At 58.7% G+C, this 16,297-nt stretch carries 16 protein-coding genes; 6 read left to right on the top strand and 10 right to left on the bottom strand.

What is annotated here, in order from left to right; genetic code table 11:
- The first annotated feature begins 42 nt into the window (after window positions 1-42).
- Window positions 43-867, top strand: a complete 825-nt coding sequence (locus EDC26_RS13140) for an ABC transporter ATP-binding protein (protein ID WP_132583335.1) — start codon at window positions 43-45, stop codon at window positions 865-867.
- Window positions 864-1,637, top strand: a complete 774-nt coding sequence (locus tag EDC26_RS13135) for an ABC transporter permease (RefSeq protein WP_132583333.1) — start codon at window positions 864-866, stop codon at window positions 1,635-1,637. Before EDC26_RS13140 ends, EDC26_RS13135 begins: the two co-directional genes overlap by 4 nt.
- Window positions 1,638-1,644: 7 nt before the next feature.
- On the opposite strand, the gene EDC26_RS13130 is transcribed toward EDC26_RS13135, so the two are convergent.
- On the bottom strand, window positions 1,645-2,511 hold the full coding sequence (locus tag EDC26_RS13130; RefSeq protein ID WP_132583331.1) for an AraC family transcriptional regulator: 867 nt from the start codon (window positions 2,509-2,511) through the stop codon (window positions 1,645-1,647).
- Between the two features lie 128 nt (window positions 2,512-2,639).
- On the bottom strand, window positions 2,640-3,476 hold the full coding sequence (locus tag EDC26_RS13125) for an alpha/beta fold hydrolase (protein WP_243700913.1): 837 nt from the start codon (window positions 3,474-3,476) through the stop codon (window positions 2,640-2,642).
- 184 nt (window positions 3,477-3,660) lie between these two features.
- Between EDC26_RS13125 and EDC26_RS13120 the strand changes: the two genes are divergently transcribed.
- Window positions 3,661-4,104, top strand: a complete 444-nt coding sequence (locus tag EDC26_RS13120) for a MaoC family dehydratase (RefSeq protein ID WP_132583327.1) — start codon at window positions 3,661-3,663, stop codon at window positions 4,102-4,104.
- A 232-nt stretch (window positions 4,105-4,336) separates the two neighbouring features.
- On the opposite strand, the gene EDC26_RS13115 is transcribed toward EDC26_RS13120, so the two are convergent.
- The 3 genes from EDC26_RS13115 to EDC26_RS13105 all read right to left on the bottom strand — a co-directional run bounded on the left by EDC26_RS13115 (window position 4,337) and on the right by EDC26_RS13105 (window position 7,983).
- On the bottom strand, window positions 4,337-4,789 hold the full coding sequence (locus tag EDC26_RS13115) for a TM2 domain-containing protein (protein WP_132583325.1): 453 nt from the start codon (window positions 4,787-4,789) through the stop codon (window positions 4,337-4,339).
- 236 nt (window positions 4,790-5,025) lie between these two features.
- A complete protein-coding gene (locus tag EDC26_RS13110; RefSeq protein ID WP_132583323.1) occupies window positions 5,026-6,219 on the bottom strand; it encodes an acyl-CoA dehydrogenase in 1,194 nt (397 codons plus the stop codon).
- A gap of 72 nt (window positions 6,220-6,291) precedes the next feature.
- Window positions 6,292-7,983 carry a thiamine pyrophosphate-binding protein gene (locus EDC26_RS13105; protein ID WP_132583321.1) on the bottom strand — a complete coding sequence of 564 codons (1,692 nt, stop codon included), beginning with the start codon at window positions 7,981-7,983 and terminating at the stop codon, window positions 6,292-6,294.
- A 159-nt stretch (window positions 7,984-8,142) separates the two neighbouring features.
- On the opposite strand from EDC26_RS13105, the gene EDC26_RS13100 reads away from it, so the two are divergent.
- Together EDC26_RS13100 and ggt are read left to right on the top strand one after the other, a co-directional pair.
- The gene (locus tag EDC26_RS13100) at window positions 8,143-9,051 is read left to right on the top strand and encodes a LysR substrate-binding domain-containing protein (RefSeq protein ID WP_132583319.1); all 909 of its coding nucleotides are present in this window, start codon (window positions 8,143-8,145) and stop codon (window positions 9,049-9,051) included.
- Window positions 9,052-9,167: 116 nt separating this feature from the next.
- Window positions 9,168-10,841, top strand: a complete 1,674-nt coding sequence (gene ggt / locus EDC26_RS13095) for a gamma-glutamyltransferase (RefSeq protein WP_243700917.1) — start codon at window positions 9,168-9,170, stop codon at window positions 10,839-10,841.
- 71 nt (window positions 10,842-10,912) lie between these two features.
- Here the strand turns inward: ggt and purU are convergent, their stop codons facing one another.
- Genes purU through EDC26_RS13070 form a run of 5 tightly spaced genes read right to left on the bottom strand, consistent with a single transcriptional unit; the run spans window position 10,913 to window position 14,806 of the window.
- A complete protein-coding gene (gene purU, locus EDC26_RS13090) occupies window positions 10,913-11,767 on the bottom strand; it encodes a formyltetrahydrofolate deformylase (protein WP_132583489.1) in 855 nt (284 codons plus the stop codon).
- A gap of 10 nt (window positions 11,768-11,777) precedes the next feature.
- On the bottom strand, window positions 11,778-12,896 hold the full coding sequence (locus EDC26_RS13085; RefSeq protein ID WP_132583315.1) for an NAD(P)/FAD-dependent oxidoreductase: 1,119 nt from the start codon (window positions 12,894-12,896) through the stop codon (window positions 11,778-11,780).
- A gap of 48 nt (window positions 12,897-12,944) precedes the next feature.
- Complete coding sequence (locus tag EDC26_RS13080) at window positions 12,945-13,469, bottom strand: flavin reductase family protein (protein WP_132583313.1); 525 nt, start codon at window positions 13,467-13,469, stop codon at window positions 12,945-12,947.
- Between the two features lie 26 nt (window positions 13,470-13,495).
- On the bottom strand, window positions 13,496-14,128 hold the full coding sequence (gene pdxH / locus EDC26_RS13075; RefSeq protein WP_132583311.1) for a pyridoxamine 5'-phosphate oxidase: 633 nt from the start codon (window positions 14,126-14,128) through the stop codon (window positions 13,496-13,498).
- A 33-nt stretch (window positions 14,129-14,161) separates the two neighbouring features.
- Complete coding sequence (locus EDC26_RS13070) at window positions 14,162-14,806, bottom strand: gamma-glutamylcyclotransferase (RefSeq protein WP_132583309.1); 645 nt, start codon at window positions 14,804-14,806, stop codon at window positions 14,162-14,164.
- 319 nt (window positions 14,807-15,125) lie between these two features.
- On the opposite strand from EDC26_RS13070, the gene EDC26_RS13065 reads away from it, so the two are divergent.
- A complete protein-coding gene (locus EDC26_RS13065) occupies window positions 15,126-16,001 on the top strand; it encodes a tRNA threonylcarbamoyladenosine dehydratase (RefSeq protein ID WP_132583307.1) in 876 nt (291 codons plus the stop codon).
- Window positions 16,002-16,297: the final 296 nt, after the last annotated feature.

The following is a 16,297-nucleotide window of genomic DNA, read 5'->3' as shown; positions in this document are numbered from 1 at the left end:
TCCGGTTGTCAGCGTTATACCATTCACCAGCTCAAACCCGCCATGAACCAAATTAAGGCCCACAAGGATATTCTCGCCACGCCGAAGATACGCATTGCCAATCTGACTAAGCAGTTTCCGACTGCAGACGGTCTTTTTACGGCGATTGACAATATTTCCATCGATATCGCCGCGGGCACGTTTTTCGTGATTGTGGGGCCGAGCGGTTGCGGTAAAACTACGCTGCTGCGCATTCTTGGCGATCTCGAAACGCCCAGCAGCGGTAGTGTGGAAGTGTATGCGGAACATCCGGGTAAGCCCGGCAACTCCATGGTGTTCCAGGGTGATTCCATTTTTCCCTGGATGACGGTATGGGAAAACGCCGCGTATGGGCTCAAGCTGCGTGGCGTACCCGATGCCCAGGTGCGTGAAACGGTGGGGCATTATCTCGATAAAACGGGGCTGACAAAGTTCGCCAAACGCTATCCGTATCAACTCTCTGGCGGCATGAAGCAACGCGTGTCGATTGCGCGTGCGTTTGCGAACGATCCGGAAATCCTGTTGATGGATGAGCCGTTCTCGGCCTTGGACGAGCAGAACAAGACCTTGCTGCAAGAGGAAATCTTGCGGATATGGGAAGAAGACAAGAAAACAGTGGTGTTCATCACGCACAGTGTCGATGAGGCCGTCACTCTGGGCGATCAGATCATGGTCATGTCGGCGCACCCAGGCAAAGTGAAAGCGGTGATCGATGTTCCGTTCGAACGTCCGCGCGAGGTATTCGAGTTGCGATCACTGCCGGCCTATGGAGAAATGGTGTTCCAGATATGGGGCTATCTGCGCGACGAAGTGCAACAGGCCAAGGCTCAAGAGGAGGCACGCACATGAACGTCAAGCTCGGCCGCCGGACACGGGAGCGTTTGGTCAGTTTCTTTTCGCCTCTGGCCTTGTTGTTGTTATGGGAGCTGTGCGCGCGAGCGGGCTGGATCGACACGCGTTTCTTTCCCGCGCCAACAGTCATTTTGGCAAAATTGTTCGAATTGGCCAGATCGGGAGATCTTTGGGTCAATTTGTCGGCCAGCTTGCAGCGCCTATTCTGGGGCTCGCTGTTGGGCGGAATCCCGGCGTTGATTCTTGGCCTTCTCATGGGGCTGTATCGGCCGTTACGCATTGTGATCGACCCCCTCATTTCGGCTACTTATCCGATCCCCAAAAGCGCCATTCTGCCTTTGATTCTGCTGGTGTTCGGTTTGGGGGAGATGTCCAAGATTGTAATGGTGGCGCTGGGCATGTTTTACCCCGTCGTGATCAACACCATTATTGGTGTGCGACAAATCGACAAAATATATCTGGATGTGGGTAAGAATTTTCGCGCAACTCAAGGGCAGATGTTTCGAACCATCGCTCTTCCAGGTGCCTTGCCTTCCATTATGGCGGGAATAAAGCTGGGCATCGGAATGGGGCTGATTCTGATCGTGATTGCCGAGATGGTTGGAGCGAAAACAGGCATTGGCTTCATGATCTGGGACGCCTGGCAGGTACTGTCGGTAGAGACCATGTACGTAGGCCTGATAGTCATTTCGATCCTGGGCTTTTGCCTGACCGTTATTCTCAATGAGATTGAAGCCTGGTTGTTGCCATGGAGCCAGGATCGATAAGAGGGTATTAAGCGGATGTTTCGCTGGGCCGGTAGTTATCGACTACTTTGCGGTATTGGCTGGGGATGACGCCCGTATGTTGCTGGAAAAAACGTGTGAAGTGGCTTTGCGCGCTGAATCCAAGGCTGTCCGACAGGCTCATCATTGATTGCTGTGTATGTGTCAGGCCGTGAATCGCTGCTTCCACACGCAGGATATTGCTGTACAAGTTGGGGGTAAGGTTAGTGTGTTGCCGGAATAATTTAAAAAAATGCGCCCGCGACAGACAGACTTCCGAGGCCAGCTTATCCATGTCCATTTCAGCGCCGATATTGGCGCGCATGAATGAGATGGCTTGTCGAATACGGAAATCCTGCGTTTGCATAAAATGTTCCGTTTTCCAGTGGTTGAAGCTGCGCCATTGGGAAAAAGCATCGATGACCAAAATCATCAGATTTGAAAGCTGCGACTTCAGATACTCGTCGCTAAAATGCTCTCCGCACAACATTTGCATTGCCAGCGAGTTTGAGAGGGTACGGACGGGCTTGGGAATTTCGACGCACGTATTCGGAAAAAAACCGGGACGCTCGCTGGAAATTAGCGAATTTTCAATTTCACCAAGCCAGAGCGGTTCGATATAGAGCGCCAGGATAAGTGTGCGCGGCGCATTGGGATGGTGGTGCGTGTAGGCATGTGGTTCCCACGTGTTGACCAGCACTGCGGTGTGGTCATTAAGCGGATATCGTCGGTCTCTAACGGAGAAAAAGGTATCTGTACCACTGATCTTGATCAATACATGGCATTGTGAATGCGCATGGTTAACAAGCGGGCGATCCATATTCAACAGAGCGACGCGTCCAAATTTTCCTTGAAGAACCCGTATTGCGGTCGACACTAAACGTTTCTCCTATGAACACTGTATTGTTCGCGACGACAATGCAGTTCTAGGGGGGCTGCCTATATCCTATATTCGTGCGCCTGTGGGTTTGTTTTGCATACAGTCGCTGGATTGGCTCTCTTATTCTAACTCTGTTTTGACCCGTCTGGATAAGCTGTGGTTTGTGGCGCATTTGTCAGGAACTGCTTGACTGCGTGCTCTACAACCGATGGTTTGTCTTTGTGCGGCGAATGGCCGCAATGGGGAATGATTAGGATCTGTGTCTGCGGGACAAGTTTCTTTATGCCGTAAATGTGTTCCAGCGTGGCGTATTCGTCTTGTTCTCCCTGAAGGGCTAACATCGGGCATTCTATCGAGGTGATCTCAGCCTCAATACTCCAGTGGCGAAACGCGGGATTGAGCCAGGCATTGTTCCACGCCCAGAATACAGAGTCCGGGTTCTGATGGTAAGGAGCCAGCCTTTTGGCCCAGTCGGTATCCAGGTAAGTTCGGCGCGCGTTTTGCAGGTTTTCTATCATGATGTCTTCGACAAAAATATGCGGCGCGGCAACGATGACGCCTGCTGTTTTTTTTGGATAGGTTGCCGCATAAAGCAGGGCGATGGTGGCGCCGTCACTATGCCCGAACAGTACGGGGGGCGTGGTGTCCGTGTCGACATGCAAATGCTCGAATAGAGCAGGTAGAACCAGGCGTGCTTCGTCGTGTAAATAGGAAGCCGAATAATTTTCGCCAACCGGTCTTTGTGTGCTTTGGCCATAGCCGTATCGTGAAAAAACCAGCCCGCGGCAACTGACTGCGCGGCATAGCTGTTCGGGCCAGTGCTTCCATAAGGCAATCGACCCAAGCCCTTCGTGCAGAAATACAATAAGTGGTTTGTCGTCGAGATTGGGCGCAATCCATTGATATTCGAGTTGAATTGCTCGGCCGCAGATAGTCAAATTTGCGAAACGGGTCTCAATCATGCGGGAGGCTGACATATGGTAGACGGGGTTAAGTGTGTTAAATAAGAAGAAGGGCTAAACATAATATTGTGCAGAAAATTCGGGTGGCTGGGATAGGTCATGTCCATATGGCCAGTATATTAGTTAGGAGCACTCAACCGGTTACACTTAAAAGTCCGCCTTAAGTGCTTTTACGGGTTTTATCATGAAATTTAGCGAACTCCATGCCGGGATGGTGATCAAGCACCCTCCCAGAATCGTCAACCAGGATGAAATGCTGAGCTTTGCCAAGGCGTATGATCCGCAGTGGTTTCATACTGACGTCGAGCGGGCGAAAGGTGGCCGCTGGGAGGGTCTGATTGCCAGCGGCTGGCTGACCTGCGGCATCGCCATGCGCATGGCTGTCGATGCGGCCCTGGCCGGCTCCGAGTCCTTCGGTTCTCCAGGCCTGGAGCGCTTGCGCTGGTTGCTGCCGGTGCGTCCGGGCGATGCTCTTCGGCTGGAAGCGACGGTCGATTCAGTGCGCGTTTCGTCCAGCCGCGATGATCTGGGCATCATGCGCTGGACCTGGCGCGTATTCAACCAGCGCGACGAGCAGGTGCTGGAGGTTGAAGCCACCAGTCTGTTCGACCTGGCGGCTGGCGAGTAGCCATTGTTTGATGCCATGATGGCAGCCACAAGGGTTGCAGCTACAAATACGTGGCGGTCGCATGTAGCGGCAGCCCTTGTGGCTGCCATCAACGCAAGGTTATCGATGCCGTCTTGATTGCCAGGGTTGTGCCACCCACAAGGGGTGGCGCTACATGATTCACGGGTATGTTTTTGTACCGATTCATGAATATGTTTTGTAGCGGCACCCCTCGTGGGTGCCTACGCGCCGCCTAGAACCAGGGCTTGCGCCCGGTTACGTAGATTCGTTCGAAGTCTGCGTTTGACCTGGTGAGGTAGATGATGCCTTCAATAAAGGCGATCACGCCGACGACGACCGTTGGGATGGTGAGCAAAATGAATCCCAGCAGAAACACCACCAGCATGATGACGCCTTCTTTGGTGTAGCCCAGGTAAAACTTGTGTATGCCCAAGCCTCCCAGGAACAGCGCCAGGAGCCCTGCGGCGATTTTTTTTGAGGAATCGTCGGTGCTGGCGGCCCGGTCGGGGAAAACGGCGGTTGCCGTGGAGGTGTCGTCCTGTGCTTCGAAATCGACTTTCTGCCCTGCCTGGCCAAGAGTTTGGCCGCGCCATTCGGCCGTTACAAAGGTGTAGCGCTTGCCGTCGTCGCCAGCAATAAGCCCCGTGCCGGCGCCTGCATTAACGTCCAGAATGGTCCCTTTCATGCTTCCCACCTCCTGTTGGCTTTGTGGGCAGTATATCTTGCGTCAGCCTTTTTCAATAAGAAGAATTTTGGGCGGCTTGCCGGATAGAGGTGCGGCGGTGGGCGCCATGAACCCATGTAGTGGCAGCCCTTGTGGCTGCCATCTACGCAATAACCTGCACCGTGTTTAGCAAAAATGCCACCCACAAGGGGTGGCGCTACAGATTCAACGGCATATCACAGATTCACGGGCATATCTTAGAAAAACGCCTGAATCCCGGTTTGCGCACGTCCCAGAATCAGGGCGTGGACGTCGTGGGTGCCTTCGTAGGTGTTGACGACTTCCAGGTTGACCAGGTGGCGCGCCACGCCGAATTCGTCCGAGATGCCGTTGCCGCCCAGCATATCGCGGGCCATGCGGGCGATGTCGAGCGACTTGCCGCAGGAGTTGCGCTTCATGATGGAGGTGATTTCTACGGCGGCCGTGCCTTCGTCCTTCATGCGGCCCAGGCGCAGGCAGCCTTGCAGCGCCAGGGTGATTTCGGTTTGCATATCGGCCAGCTTTTTCTGGACAAGCTGGTTGGCGGCCAGGGGGCGGCCGAATTGTTTGCGGTCCAGGGTGTACTGGCGCGCCATGTGCCAGCAGAATTCAGCGGCGCCCAATGCACCCCAGGCGATGCCGTAGCGTGCCGAATTCAGGCAGGTGAAGGGGCCTTTGAGGCCGCTGACGCCGGGCATCATTTGTTCGGCAGCCACTTCGACTTCGTCCATCACGACTTCGCCGGTAATCGAGGCGCGCAGGCCCACCTTGCCATGGATGGCCGGGGTCGACAGGCCATCCATGCCTTTTTCCAGGATGAAGCCGCGGATCTTGCCGTCGAATTCACCGCCCACGCACTTGGCCCAGACCACGAACACGTCGGCAATGGGTGAGTTGGTGATCCACATTTTATTGCCGCTCAGCGAGTAGCCATCGGCGGTTTTGACGGCACGTGTCTCCATGCTGCCGGGGTCGGAGCCGTGATTCGGCTCGGTCAGGCCAAAGCAGCCTATCCAGTGGCCGCTCGCCAGTTTGGGCAGATATTTCTTTTTCTGTGCATCGCTGCCGAATTCGTTTATGGGCACCATGACCAGCGACGACTGCACGCTCATCATGGAACGGTAGCCGGAATCGACGCGTTCGACCTCGCGGGCAATCAGCCCGTAGCAAACGTAATTGAGGCCGGCGCCGCCGTACTCGGCGGGGATCATCGCGCCCAGCAAGCCCAGGTCGCCCATCTCGGCAAAAATGGCCGGATCGGTTTTTTCATGGCGAAAGCTGTCGAGCACGCGCGAGGCCAGCTTGTCTTGCGCGTACGCATGGGCGGCATCGCGCACCATGCGCTCTTCTTCGGTGAGCTGGGCGTCCAGCAATAAGGGATCTTGCCAGTGGAAGGAAGGGGCAGCAGACATGGTTTGCTCCGTAGGGAAAAAGAGATTTAAGTTTAAAATATTTTTACAGAAAACGCAGAACCCGCTCCGGCATTACGCCTTGGATGCCAGCGCCTGCTGGCGAATCTTGGCGAGCGTGGTGGTGGGCGAGATGGTTTCCGGATCGATCAGGCAATGCACGATAGCCGGCTTGCCGCTTGCGAGCGCGCGTTCAAAGGCCGGGGCGAACTGTTCAGTGGTTTCGACACGTTCGCCATGGCCGCCAAAAGCCTCGGCGTAAGCAGCGAAATCGGGGTTGTTCAGCGCAGTGCCTGAAATGCGGGCAGGGTAGTGGCGTTCCTGGTGCATGCGGATGGTGCCGTACATGCCGTTGTCGATTAGGATTACCACAATGGGCAACTGGTATTGCACGGCGGTGGCGAATTCCTGTCCGTGCATCATGAAGCAGCCGTCGCCGGCAAAGCAGATGACAGTCCGGTCGGGGTAGATGCGTTTTGCGCCCACCGAGGCGGGCAGACCGTAGCCCATGGATCCCGACGTCGGAGCAAGCTGCGTGCCGAAGTGTTTGAACTGGTGGAAGCGGTGCAGCCAGGTAGCGTAGTTGCCCGCCCCGTTGCATAGGATGGCGTCCTCGGGCAGATGCGATTCCAGATAGCTCATGACCTGGCCCATCTGCAGCGCGCCGGGATGCTGGATGCGGCTGGGGTCGCGCCAGTTGAGGTTGCTGTCGCGCAGCGCCTGTCCGGCTGCCGCCCAGGCCGGTGTACGGCTGGGTTTGACGTGCATTACCGCGTCCGCGAACGCGATGGGCGAGACGTTAATGGCAAGGTTGGCGCGATAGACGCGATTGAGTTCGGCGCTGTCGGGATGAACGTGGACCAGATTTTGTTTGGGGACGGGAATATCCAGCAGCGTGTAGCTTTGGCTGGCAATCTCCGACATGCGCCCGCCCACCAGCAGAACCAGGTCGGCGTCGCGGATATATTGAATCAGCGCGGGGTTGCTGCCCAGGCCCAGATCGCCCACGAAGTTCGGGTGATTGGTCGGAAACAGCATTTGCCGCCTGAACTGCACGGTAACGGGTAGTTGGTAGCGTTTGGCAAAGTCGCCGAACTGTTCGACGGCCTGGGCGTTCCAGCGCGATCCGCCGAGGATGGCGATGGGTTGTTTGGCCTGAGCCAGCTGTTCGCCGAGCTGCGTTAGCTGTGCCTGGGTGGGCGAGGTTTCCACTAGCTGGTAGTGTGGCGCGTCGGCAACGCTGGCGTATTCGGTCAGCATATCTTCGGGAAGCGCGATGACCACGGGGCCGGGCCGTCCCGAGGTGGCGATGTGAAAGGCGCGCGAGACGATTTCAGGAATGCGTTCGATCTGGTCGATTTCGGTGGCCCACTTGGCCTGGGTGCCGAATACGGCGCGATAGTCCATTTCCTGGAACGCGTCGCGTTCGCGCATGCCCCGGCCGATCTGGCCGACAAACATGATGAGCGGAGTCGAGTCCTGGTGGGCGATATGGATGCCCGCCATGGCGTTGGAGGCGCCAGGCGCGCGGGTCACTATGCAGATTCCCGGCTGGCCGGTCAGCTTTCCATGGGCATCGGCCATCATGGCGGCACCGCCTTCCTGGCGGCATACGGTGACGTTGATCGCAACGTCGTGCAGGCCGTCGAGCACGGCCAGGTAGCTTTCTCCGGGAACGCAAAAAACGTGCTGGACGCCATGGGCAACCAGCTGATCGACCAGGATATGGCCGCCTAGGCGGGGTGCGGGAGATTGAGATTTCATCATCTATCCAGAATAATGTGCATTATGTGCATAACGCAATTGATAAAATTGCACAATGTCGTGCCTATTCGGCATGACGGACTATAGTTTGAGTGGCTTGATTCTACCGCTAGAGGTAGCGGCGGCTTATTTCCCCCGCAAGGGACTCGCCTGGGAGCGTTAATGAGAAACGGCATACCTAACCTCGGAGCCCTGCAGGCGTTTGAGGCGACCGCGCGCCTGGGGTCTTTTTCGCGCGCTGCCGAAGAGCTGGCCTTGACCCACAGCGCTGTCTACCGGCAGGTTGCCGGCCTGGAAGACCGGCTGGGCGTACAGCTGTTTTCCCGGGTTCGCCGCCGGGTTGCGCTCACCGATGCCGGAGCCGAGTATGCAGCCAGGGTGCGGCATCACCTGGAGCAGCTGGAAAAAGACACTTTCGGACTGGTGTCGCGGTCAGGTATGGGCCGCAGCCTGCACATTGCCGTTTTGCCCACGATGGCGACCGCCTGGCTGATTCCGCGCTTGCCTGATTTCAAGAAACGGCATGAAGATATTGCGGTCAGCCTGTCGGTTCGCACTTTGCCTTTCCAGTTCAACGATCATCCGTTTGACGCGGCCATCTATCATGCCGCGCAGATGTGGCCGCACACTCAGGGCATCAAGCTGTTCGATGAGGGCGAGCTCCTGCCGGTCTGCATTCCCCGATTGGCCTTGGAGGCCGAGCGCGCAGGGCCTGCCGTGCTTACGCACTTGCATATGACTTCGCGTCCCGATGCGTGGCGCCAGTGGTATCGCGAGCATCAACGGGAATATGCGCCGTCGATCAGCGCCGGGCCGCGTTATGAGTTGTTTACCATGACGCTGGCGGCGGTGCAGGCCGGGATGGGGGTGGCGCTGATGCCCCGGTTTCTGGTGCAGGACGATTTGAAAGCGGGCCGTCTGCAGGCGCCGTTCGGGGGTGGATTGACGGTGCGCGAGGCGTATTTTTTTGGCTATCCGGATAACAATGAGCGGTCCGAACCGTTGCAGGCCTTCGAGTCGTGGTTGCGCGATGTCATTGTGGAAAACAGGCTGGAGGGAGAGCGGGTATGAATAAAAAGCGGGTGCTTTTCCGTTCGTTTGTACTGGGCCTGGCGATCGAGCTGGGTCTGGCGTTTGCGCCGGGCATTGCGCTGGCCAAAGGGCCGCTCGATCCGCTGCAAAAAGCCATGGTGGCCGAGGATATCAATCCGGAGGCAGCCACCGGGCGTGTGCAGCACAAGGTCGTGCACGCTGCGCACTTTATGGTGACCAGCGCCAATCCCCTGGCCAGCGAGGCCGGGCTGGCGATGCTCAAGCAGGGCGGCAACGCGGTTGACGCCTTGATTGCCGCACAGTGGGTATTGAATCTGGTCGAGCCGCAGTCGTCCGGCTTGGGGGGCGGGGCGTTCATTGTCAGCTACGACGCGCGGCAGCACCGGGTGCGCGCCTTCGACGGCCGGGAAACGGCGCCGGCGGCGGCCCGCAGCGACCGATTCATGCGCGGCCATAAGGCGATGCCGTTTTGGGACGCCGTCAATAGCGGGCGCTCGGTCGGTACGCCGGGCGTGCTGCGCGCCTTGGCCTTGCTGCACAATCAGCAGGGGCATTTGCCCTGGAAGGCTTTGTTTGCGCCGGCAATTCAATTGGCCGAAGAGGGGTTCGAGGTGTCGCCGCGCCTGCACGCCTTGCTGGAACAGAATACGGCACTGCGCCAGCAGCCCGCCGCGGCGGCCTATTTCTACCAGCCCGATGGGCATGCGTGGCCGGTCGGCCATCGTTTGCGCAATCCGGCACTGGCCCAGGTGCTGCGGAAAATTGCCGAGCAAGGGCCCGATGCCTTTTACACTGGGCCGATTGCACAGGACATTGTCGATGCGATCGCGCATCATCCAGTGCCGGGCGATATGACCCTGGCCGATCTGGCGGGTTATCGCGCGGTCGAGCGCGCGCCGGTTTGCACGCCGTATAAGTCGTATGAGTTGTGCGGGATGCCGCCACCCAGCTCGGGTCCGCTGGCGGTGATGCAGATGCTCAAGATTTTGTCGCATACGCCTATCGACCACTATCCGGTCGATTCTTTGATGGCCGTGCATTATTTTGCGGAAGCCGGAAAGCTGGCTTATGCGGATCGCGATTTTTACGTGGCTGATCCGGATTTTGTGGACGTGCCGGTGCATGCGATGCTGGATGCGAAATATTTGGCCTTGCGCGCCGGGTTGATCCGCGCCGATCGCAGTATTGGCGTGGCGCCGCCGGGCGATCCAGCGCATATGCTGGCGCGGCGAGGCCGCGACGATTCTCCCGAGATTCCGTCGACTACGCATATTGTGGTGGTGGATGCGCAATCGAATGTAGTGTCGATGACCAGTACGATCGAGTCGGCTTTTGGGAGCAAGATTTTTGTCGACGGGTTTTTGTTGAATAATCAGCTGACCGATTTTTCTTTGTCCAATGTCGATGCGCAGGGCAAGCCGGTGGCCAATCGCGTCGAGCCGTTAAAGCGCCCACGCAGTTCGATGTCGCCGATGATTGTGTTGAAAGATGGCAAGCCGTTTATGGCGATAGGTTCGCCGGGCGGCAGCGCGATTATCAATTTTGTGGCCAAGACGCTGCGCGGGGTGCTTGATCGGGGTCTGGATATTCAGCAGGCGATCGATTTGCCGAATCGGGGTAGCAGGAATCGTTTTACGGAGCTGGAAAAGAATACGGATTTGCATGGTTTGGCGGCGGGGTTGCGGGCGATGGGCCATGATGTGCGGGAGGTTGATTTCCCGAGCGGTTTGCAGGGGGTGGTGTTTACGCCGCAGGGGCTGGAAGGCGGCGCTGATCCGCGCCGTGAGGGGGAGGCTGTGGGTGGGTGAATGACTGTGCTTTTGTAGCGCCACCCCTTGTGGGTGGCATTTTTTCCTCGGGCACGCTCCAGCCGTTTGCCTTAACGGAAAACAACAGTACGCTGACCGTTCAGCAGGATGCGGTGCTCGATGTGGCCGCGCACGGCGCGGGCCAGCACCATGGATTCGATATCGCTGCCCACGCGTGCGAGGTCCTGGGCAGTCAGGGCGTGATTGACGTGTTCGATGTCCTGCTCGATGATCGGGCCTTCGTCCAGCTCGGCCGTGACATAGTGCGCGGTTGCACCGATCATTTTGACGCCGCGCGCGTGGGCCTGGTGATAAGGCCGCGCACCTTTGAAGCCGGGCAGGAAGCTGTGATGAATATTGATGGCGCGGCCGGCCAAAGCCTGGCACATGTCGTGCGACAGTACCTGCATGTAGCGCGCCAGCACGACCAGGTCGATGCGTTCGCGATCGATGAGTTGCAGTATCCGTTGTTCTTGTTCCGTTTTTGTGTCGGGTGTGACCGGCAGATGGAAGAAGGGCACGTGATAGGAATTGGCCAGGTCGGCGTAGTCGTTGTGGTTGGACACAACGCCGGCGATTTCTATCGGCAATAGCCCGCTGTGCGTGCGAAATAGCAGGTCGTTCAGACAATGCCCCTGGCGGCTGACCAGGATCAGTACACGGGATTTTTGCCGGGCGTCATAAAACCGGGCTTGCATGCCGAATTTTTCGGCGACAGGCGTAAAGCTGTTTTGCAGTTGTGCGATGTCGGTGCGGTCGGGCAGCGTAAAGTGCACGCGCAGAAAGAAACGCTGCGTTTCCGTGTCGCCGAATTGTTGGGCTTCGACGATATTGCCGTGAAGGTCCAGCAGGCAGCCCGATACGCTATGCACGATGCCGGTTCGGTCCGGGCAGGAAAGGGTCAGTACATAATCGTGCTGGGTCATGGGCAAGGCTTCAGGAGGCGGATTGTTCAAGCGCGGCGCGCGCGGCGGTGGCGATGGCCAGACAGGAGGTCAGGCCGGGCGACTCGATGCCGAATAAATTGAGCAAATTGTTGACACCGTGCGTGGCGGGCCCGGCAATGACGAAATCGGCGGCGGCCGAATGGGCGTCGGTAATCTTGGGCCGTATTCCTGTATATCCGGGGCTTAGCGCGCCATCGGGCAGGGCGGGCCAGTAACGCCTGACGGCCGCGTAGAAGGAGTCGCCGCGATGCGGGTCCAGCGTGTAGTCTTCGTCGGCTATCCATTGCGTGTCGGGGCCGAACTTGGCCTGGCCGCCCAGGTCCAGAGTCAGGTGTACGCCCAGTCCCGCATTGTCAGGCATGGGATAGATCAGTCTCGAAAATGGCGCCTTGCCCGAGAGGGTGAAATAGCTGCCTTTGCAGAAGTAGGCGTTCGGGATGTGTTCCTGGGGTTGGCCCGACAGCCGGCGGGCGACCGAGGGCGCTGACAGGCCGCAGGCATTGATGACGCAGCGCGCCGTTATTTCCATGGCTTCGGCGCCTTCAAAACGCAGGCGGAATTCGCCGTTTTTCAGCACTTCGCCGCTGGCAAAGGGGGTATGAAAGACGCATTGGGCGCCATGATTTTCGGCATCGCCCTGCAACGCCAGCATCAGGGCATGACTATCGATGATGCCGGTGGATGGCGATACGAGTGCAGCGTCGCAGCGCAGTTCAGGCTCAAGTTCACGTGCCTGACTGCCGCCGATTTGATAGAGATCGTCGACGCCATTGCGTTGGGCGCGCGCGGCGATCGCCGCCAGCCCCTTGGCTTGTTCGGGTGTGGTGGCGACGATGAGCTTGCCCAGGCGCTTGTGAGGGATGTTGCGTTCGACGCAATAGGCGTAGAGCCGTTGCCTGCCTTCGACGCACAGCCTGGCTTTGAGGCTGCCCTGCGGGTAGTAGATGCCCGCGTGGATCACTTCCGAATTGCGTGAACTGGCGCCTGTGCCGATCGCCTCGGCGGCCTCCACCAGCAGCACTTCATGGCCGGCCAGCGCCATTTCGCGGGCGACCGCCAGGCCCACCACACCGGCGCCCAAAATCACGCAATCTATGTCTGCCGTCATCGCGCTGTTCACTCCGTTTGAAGTTGTGAGGCCTGCAAGCCCTTGATGTTATAAACGCGACAGGGGTTTGGCCGACGGCGTCAGGTCGAAGTCGCCCGCGTGATAAACCAGGGGCTGGCCCGAGCCGCGGTGGCAGCGTTCTACCTGCCCGATAAAAATGAAATGATCGCCCGCTTCGACCTGGCTGTGGTTATAGCATTCGAACCAGGCGGTGCACTGGGGGTCGTCCAGCATCAGCGCGCCATTGGGCGCATGGGTCAACTCGACATCTTCGAACCGGCTTGCCTGGCTGCCGCGCGCGAATTTCCTGGCGAGTGCCCGCTGCTGGGCCGCAAGCACATGAATGACGTAGCGTTCGCTGTGCTGGAAATGCACCAGCGACGACGCGGTTTTGGTCAGGGTCCAGAGCACCAGGGGCGGATCGAGGGAAACCGAATTGAAGGAACTGATCGTCAGGCCGATGGGTTGGTGGTCCTCGCGGGCTTCGGTCGTAATCACGGTCACCCCGGTCGGAAAGCGGCCCAGGGCGGAGCGGAAGTACAGCGCGTCGAAATCGGCAGGCTCGGCAGTCATTGACAGCATCGGGTTGAGGTGAGCTGTCACGGTGCCAGGCGGGTGCTGACCCACCGGGCTTGATCGTTTAACCGGAAAGCCAGGCGGTCATGCAGGCGCGAGGGGCGCCCTTGCCAGAATTCGACATAATCGGGCTTGAGGCGGTAGCCGCCCCAGTGTGGTGGCCGTGGGGGATGATCGCCCAGCGATTGTGTTAATTCCACGTCGCGCGCCTCGAGCTCTGCGCGGCTGATGGGCTGGCTTTGCGGCGAAACCCACGCGCCTATGCGCGAGCCCAGCGGGCGGCTGTTGAAATAGGCGTCCGACTCTTGGCCCGACACTTTTTCGATGCTCCCCTCCAGCCTGACCTGGCGCTCCAGCTCGGGCCAGAAAAACAGCAGGCAGGCGTTGGGGTTGTCGGCCAGGTCGTGGCCTTTGCGCGATTCGTAGTTGGTAAAAAACACGAAGCCGCGCTCGTCGTAGCCTTTGAGCAGTACCGTGCGGGCCGAAGGCCGGCCCTTGGCCGAGCAGGTCGCCAGCGTCATAGCGGTGGGCTCGAGGACTTTGGCCGCCAGGGCTTCGTTGAACCAGCGCGTGAACTGTTCCAGGGGCGTGGCCGCCAGCGATGCCTCGAGCAGCACATTTTTTTCGTAACTTTGGCGGATATCGGCGACGGGCATGTTGGTAAATAAAAGAAGGGGCAGGATGTGAGTTTAACTGTTCCGGGCGATGCTGCTTTGCAGGTGCAGCACCATGGCTTCGAGTTTCCGGTCGCGAATGCCCGCGTGCTTGAGCGCTTGCGCGGTCTCGAGCACGTATTCGGTGCAGGGGCCGTAATGTCCGTGAGCACGCTGCACGATCGCCACCAGTTGGTCTTTGGACAGGCTGTTGACATAAGCGTCGGTGTGGCGGTCCATGATGAAGGCCAGTGCCTGGATATGGCCGGCCCGGGTACGGCAATTCAGCCACTTTGGCAGGTAGGCGCCGCTGGGCATTTCGCGCTTCCATAGGGCTTTGAGCGTTTCGGGAACTTCGCTGGCCGCGATTCTGAATGCCATCCCTTTGCACGAGCCGCCGAGGTCCAGGCCGAAGACCAGTCCCGGCTGTTCCGGCGTGCCGCGATTGACGCGCGACCACAGGCACAGTGCGCGGTGATAGCCGTGGAGGACGGCCAGGCGGCGTTCGCTGAAGTTGAATTCGGGGCGCCACACCAGGGATCCATAGCCGAATATCCAGATGTCCTGATCGGGAACCCAGTGGGTCAGGCTGCGTTCCAGCGACGCCTGGCGCTCGGAGTCGGTGAGCAGCCGAAAGCTTCTGCGAACAGAAGCGAGCTTGGGGTCGCCCGGGTTATTCATGATGTGGCATTGCGGCAGTGTGAGAATGGGTCTTATTTTAAGCCAGTCCTGATTTTCTGGTTGATGGCGGTCGGTGCCTCTTGATTTCTGATTGATGGAGGCCGGCGTCTTCCTGGATCGATAGCGGTGGTGCCTTTCCGTAGCGGCAGCCCTTGTGGCTGCCAATGGCGAGCTACAAGCGCGTCTGCAAAGCACCTGAGTGTCGCCATTTCGCGCCGTCGCGGCGCTTGCGGATTCGGTTGCTCATGGCGTGGCGTGTACACTTTTGCCTGTCGGTCTGCGGAGTGGGCCGTTCTTTTGAATCTTTCCCTTGAATCCCATGCCGGACACCTCTTTCATCGATACGCAGCGCCGCTTCGGCGGCATTGAGCGCCTTTACGGCCCGCCTGGAGCGGCGGGACTGCAGGCGGCGCATATTGCCGTAGCGGGCATAGGCGGTGTGGGTTCATGGTGCGCCGAGGCCTTGGCCCGGTCGGGCGTGGGGGCTTTGACGCTCATCGATCTGGATCATGTTGCCGAGTCCAATATCAATCGCCAGGTGCATGCGCTGACCGATACGCTGGGCGTGGCCAAGACGGAGGCGATGGCGCGGCGGATCGCCGGGATCAATCCGGGCTGCCGCGTGCGGCAGGTCGATGATTTTGTGACGCCGGAAAACGTGGGTGAACTGCTGGCGCGCGATGTGACGCTCCTGGTGGATTGTACCGATCAGGTGAGCGCGAAGATTGCGATGGTTCTCGAGGCCCGCGATAGGAGTATGCCGCTGGTGGTGTGCGGCGGGGCCGGTGGTAAAACGAATCCGCTGGCCTTGCGCGCCAGTGATTTGTCGCAGGCCTTGAATGATGCGTTGCTGGCCAAGTTGCGCAATAGTTTGCGGCGTCAGCACGGTTATCCGAAAGCTTCGGATCAGGCGGGGAAGCCGCGCAGGCGGGTTCCGAAGATGGGGGTGAGGGTTGTGTGGTTCGATCAGCCGGCGCGCCTGCCGACGTTGTGGATGGAGCAGGCGGGGGGAGGTGCCGATGAGGGCGGAGCAGATGGTTTGCACAGCGACGCGCAGGCGGTGCCTGGTGGCTTGCAGGGATTGTCGTGTTCGGGTTATGGATCGTTGGTGACGGTGACGGCGGCGATGGGCCTGGCGGCCGCCAGCGAGGCCATGCACTATGTGCTTGAAGGCCGGTTTAGCGCTAGCCTGTAGCGGCACCCCTTGTGGCTGCCATGCGATTTAAAAACGTGTTCGTGAATCATGTAGCGCCACCCCTTGTGGGTGGCATCCATCCTTTCGCATTATTTCTATCGTGACTAGAAAATCCTGGCCTTCGCTAGAACCTTCTTCTAGCCCCGCATCGTGTGGTGGATGTTTGGGGGATCGCTGGTGCGTTTTGTGGATACTGTCGTAATCGTTAAAGGTTTTGCCACCCACAAGGGGTGGCGCTACAGAACCTTCCGGCTGCGCTAAAGAACCTCCCGGTTGGTATTTGTAGCGGCACCCCT

The sequence above is a fragment of the Paralcaligenes ureilyticus genome (assembly GCF_004346225.1).
Lineage (GTDB): Bacteria > Pseudomonadota > Gammaproteobacteria > Burkholderiales > Burkholderiaceae_B > Paralcaligenes > Paralcaligenes ureilyticus.
The sequence above is the reverse complement of the archived record's forward strand: the minus strand, read 5'-3'. Positions and strand labels throughout refer to the sequence as shown.

What these genes read in the sequence shown, in the direction of transcription:
- EDC26_RS13140 (WP_132583335.1), top strand. Translation starts at nt 43, where the DNA reads ATGAACCAAATTAAGGCCCACAAGGATATTCTCGCCACGCCGAAGATA.
- EDC26_RS13135 (WP_132583333.1), top strand. Translation starts at nt 864, where the DNA reads ATGAACGTCAAGCTCGGCCGCCGGACACGGGAGCGTTTGGTCAGTTTC.
- EDC26_RS13125 (WP_243700913.1), bottom strand. Translation starts at nt 3,476, where the DNA reads ATGATTGAGACCCGTTTCGCAAATTTGACTATCTGCGGCCGAGCAATT.
- EDC26_RS13120 (WP_132583327.1), top strand. Translation starts at nt 3,661, where the DNA reads ATGAAATTTAGCGAACTCCATGCCGGGATGGTGATCAAGCACCCTCCC.
- EDC26_RS13115 (WP_132583325.1), bottom strand. Translation starts at nt 4,789, where the DNA reads ATGAAAGGGACCATTCTGGACGTTAATGCAGGCGCCGGCACGGGGCTT.
- EDC26_RS13110 (WP_132583323.1), bottom strand. Translation starts at nt 6,219, where the DNA reads ATGTCTGCTGCCCCTTCCTTCCACTGGCAAGATCCCTTATTGCTGGAC.
- EDC26_RS13105 (WP_132583321.1), bottom strand. Translation starts at nt 7,983, where the DNA reads ATGATGAAATCTCAATCTCCCGCACCCCGCCTAGGCGGCCATATCCTG.
- EDC26_RS13100 (WP_132583319.1), top strand. Translation starts at nt 8,143, where the DNA reads ATGAGAAACGGCATACCTAACCTCGGAGCCCTGCAGGCGTTTGAGGCG.
- ggt (WP_243700917.1), top strand. Translation starts at nt 9,168, where the DNA reads ATGGTGGCCGAGGATATCAATCCGGAGGCAGCCACCGGGCGTGTGCAG.
- purU (WP_132583489.1), bottom strand. Translation starts at nt 11,767, where the DNA reads ATGACCCAGCACGATTATGTACTGACCCTTTCCTGCCCGGACCGAACC.
- EDC26_RS13085 (WP_132583315.1), bottom strand. Translation starts at nt 12,896, where the DNA reads ATGACGGCAGACATAGATTGCGTGATTTTGGGCGCCGGTGTGGTGGGC.
- EDC26_RS13080 (WP_132583313.1), bottom strand. Translation starts at nt 13,469, where the DNA reads ATGACTGCCGAGCCTGCCGATTTCGACGCGCTGTACTTCCGCTCCGCC.
- pdxH (WP_132583311.1), bottom strand. Translation starts at nt 14,128, where the DNA reads ATGCCCGTCGCCGATATCCGCCAAAGTTACGAAAAAAATGTGCTGCTC.
- EDC26_RS13070 (WP_132583309.1), bottom strand. Translation starts at nt 14,806, where the DNA reads ATGAATAACCCGGGCGACCCCAAGCTCGCTTCTGTTCGCAGAAGCTTT.
- EDC26_RS13065 (WP_132583307.1), top strand. Translation starts at nt 15,126, where the DNA reads ATGCCGGACACCTCTTTCATCGATACGCAGCGCCGCTTCGGCGGCATT.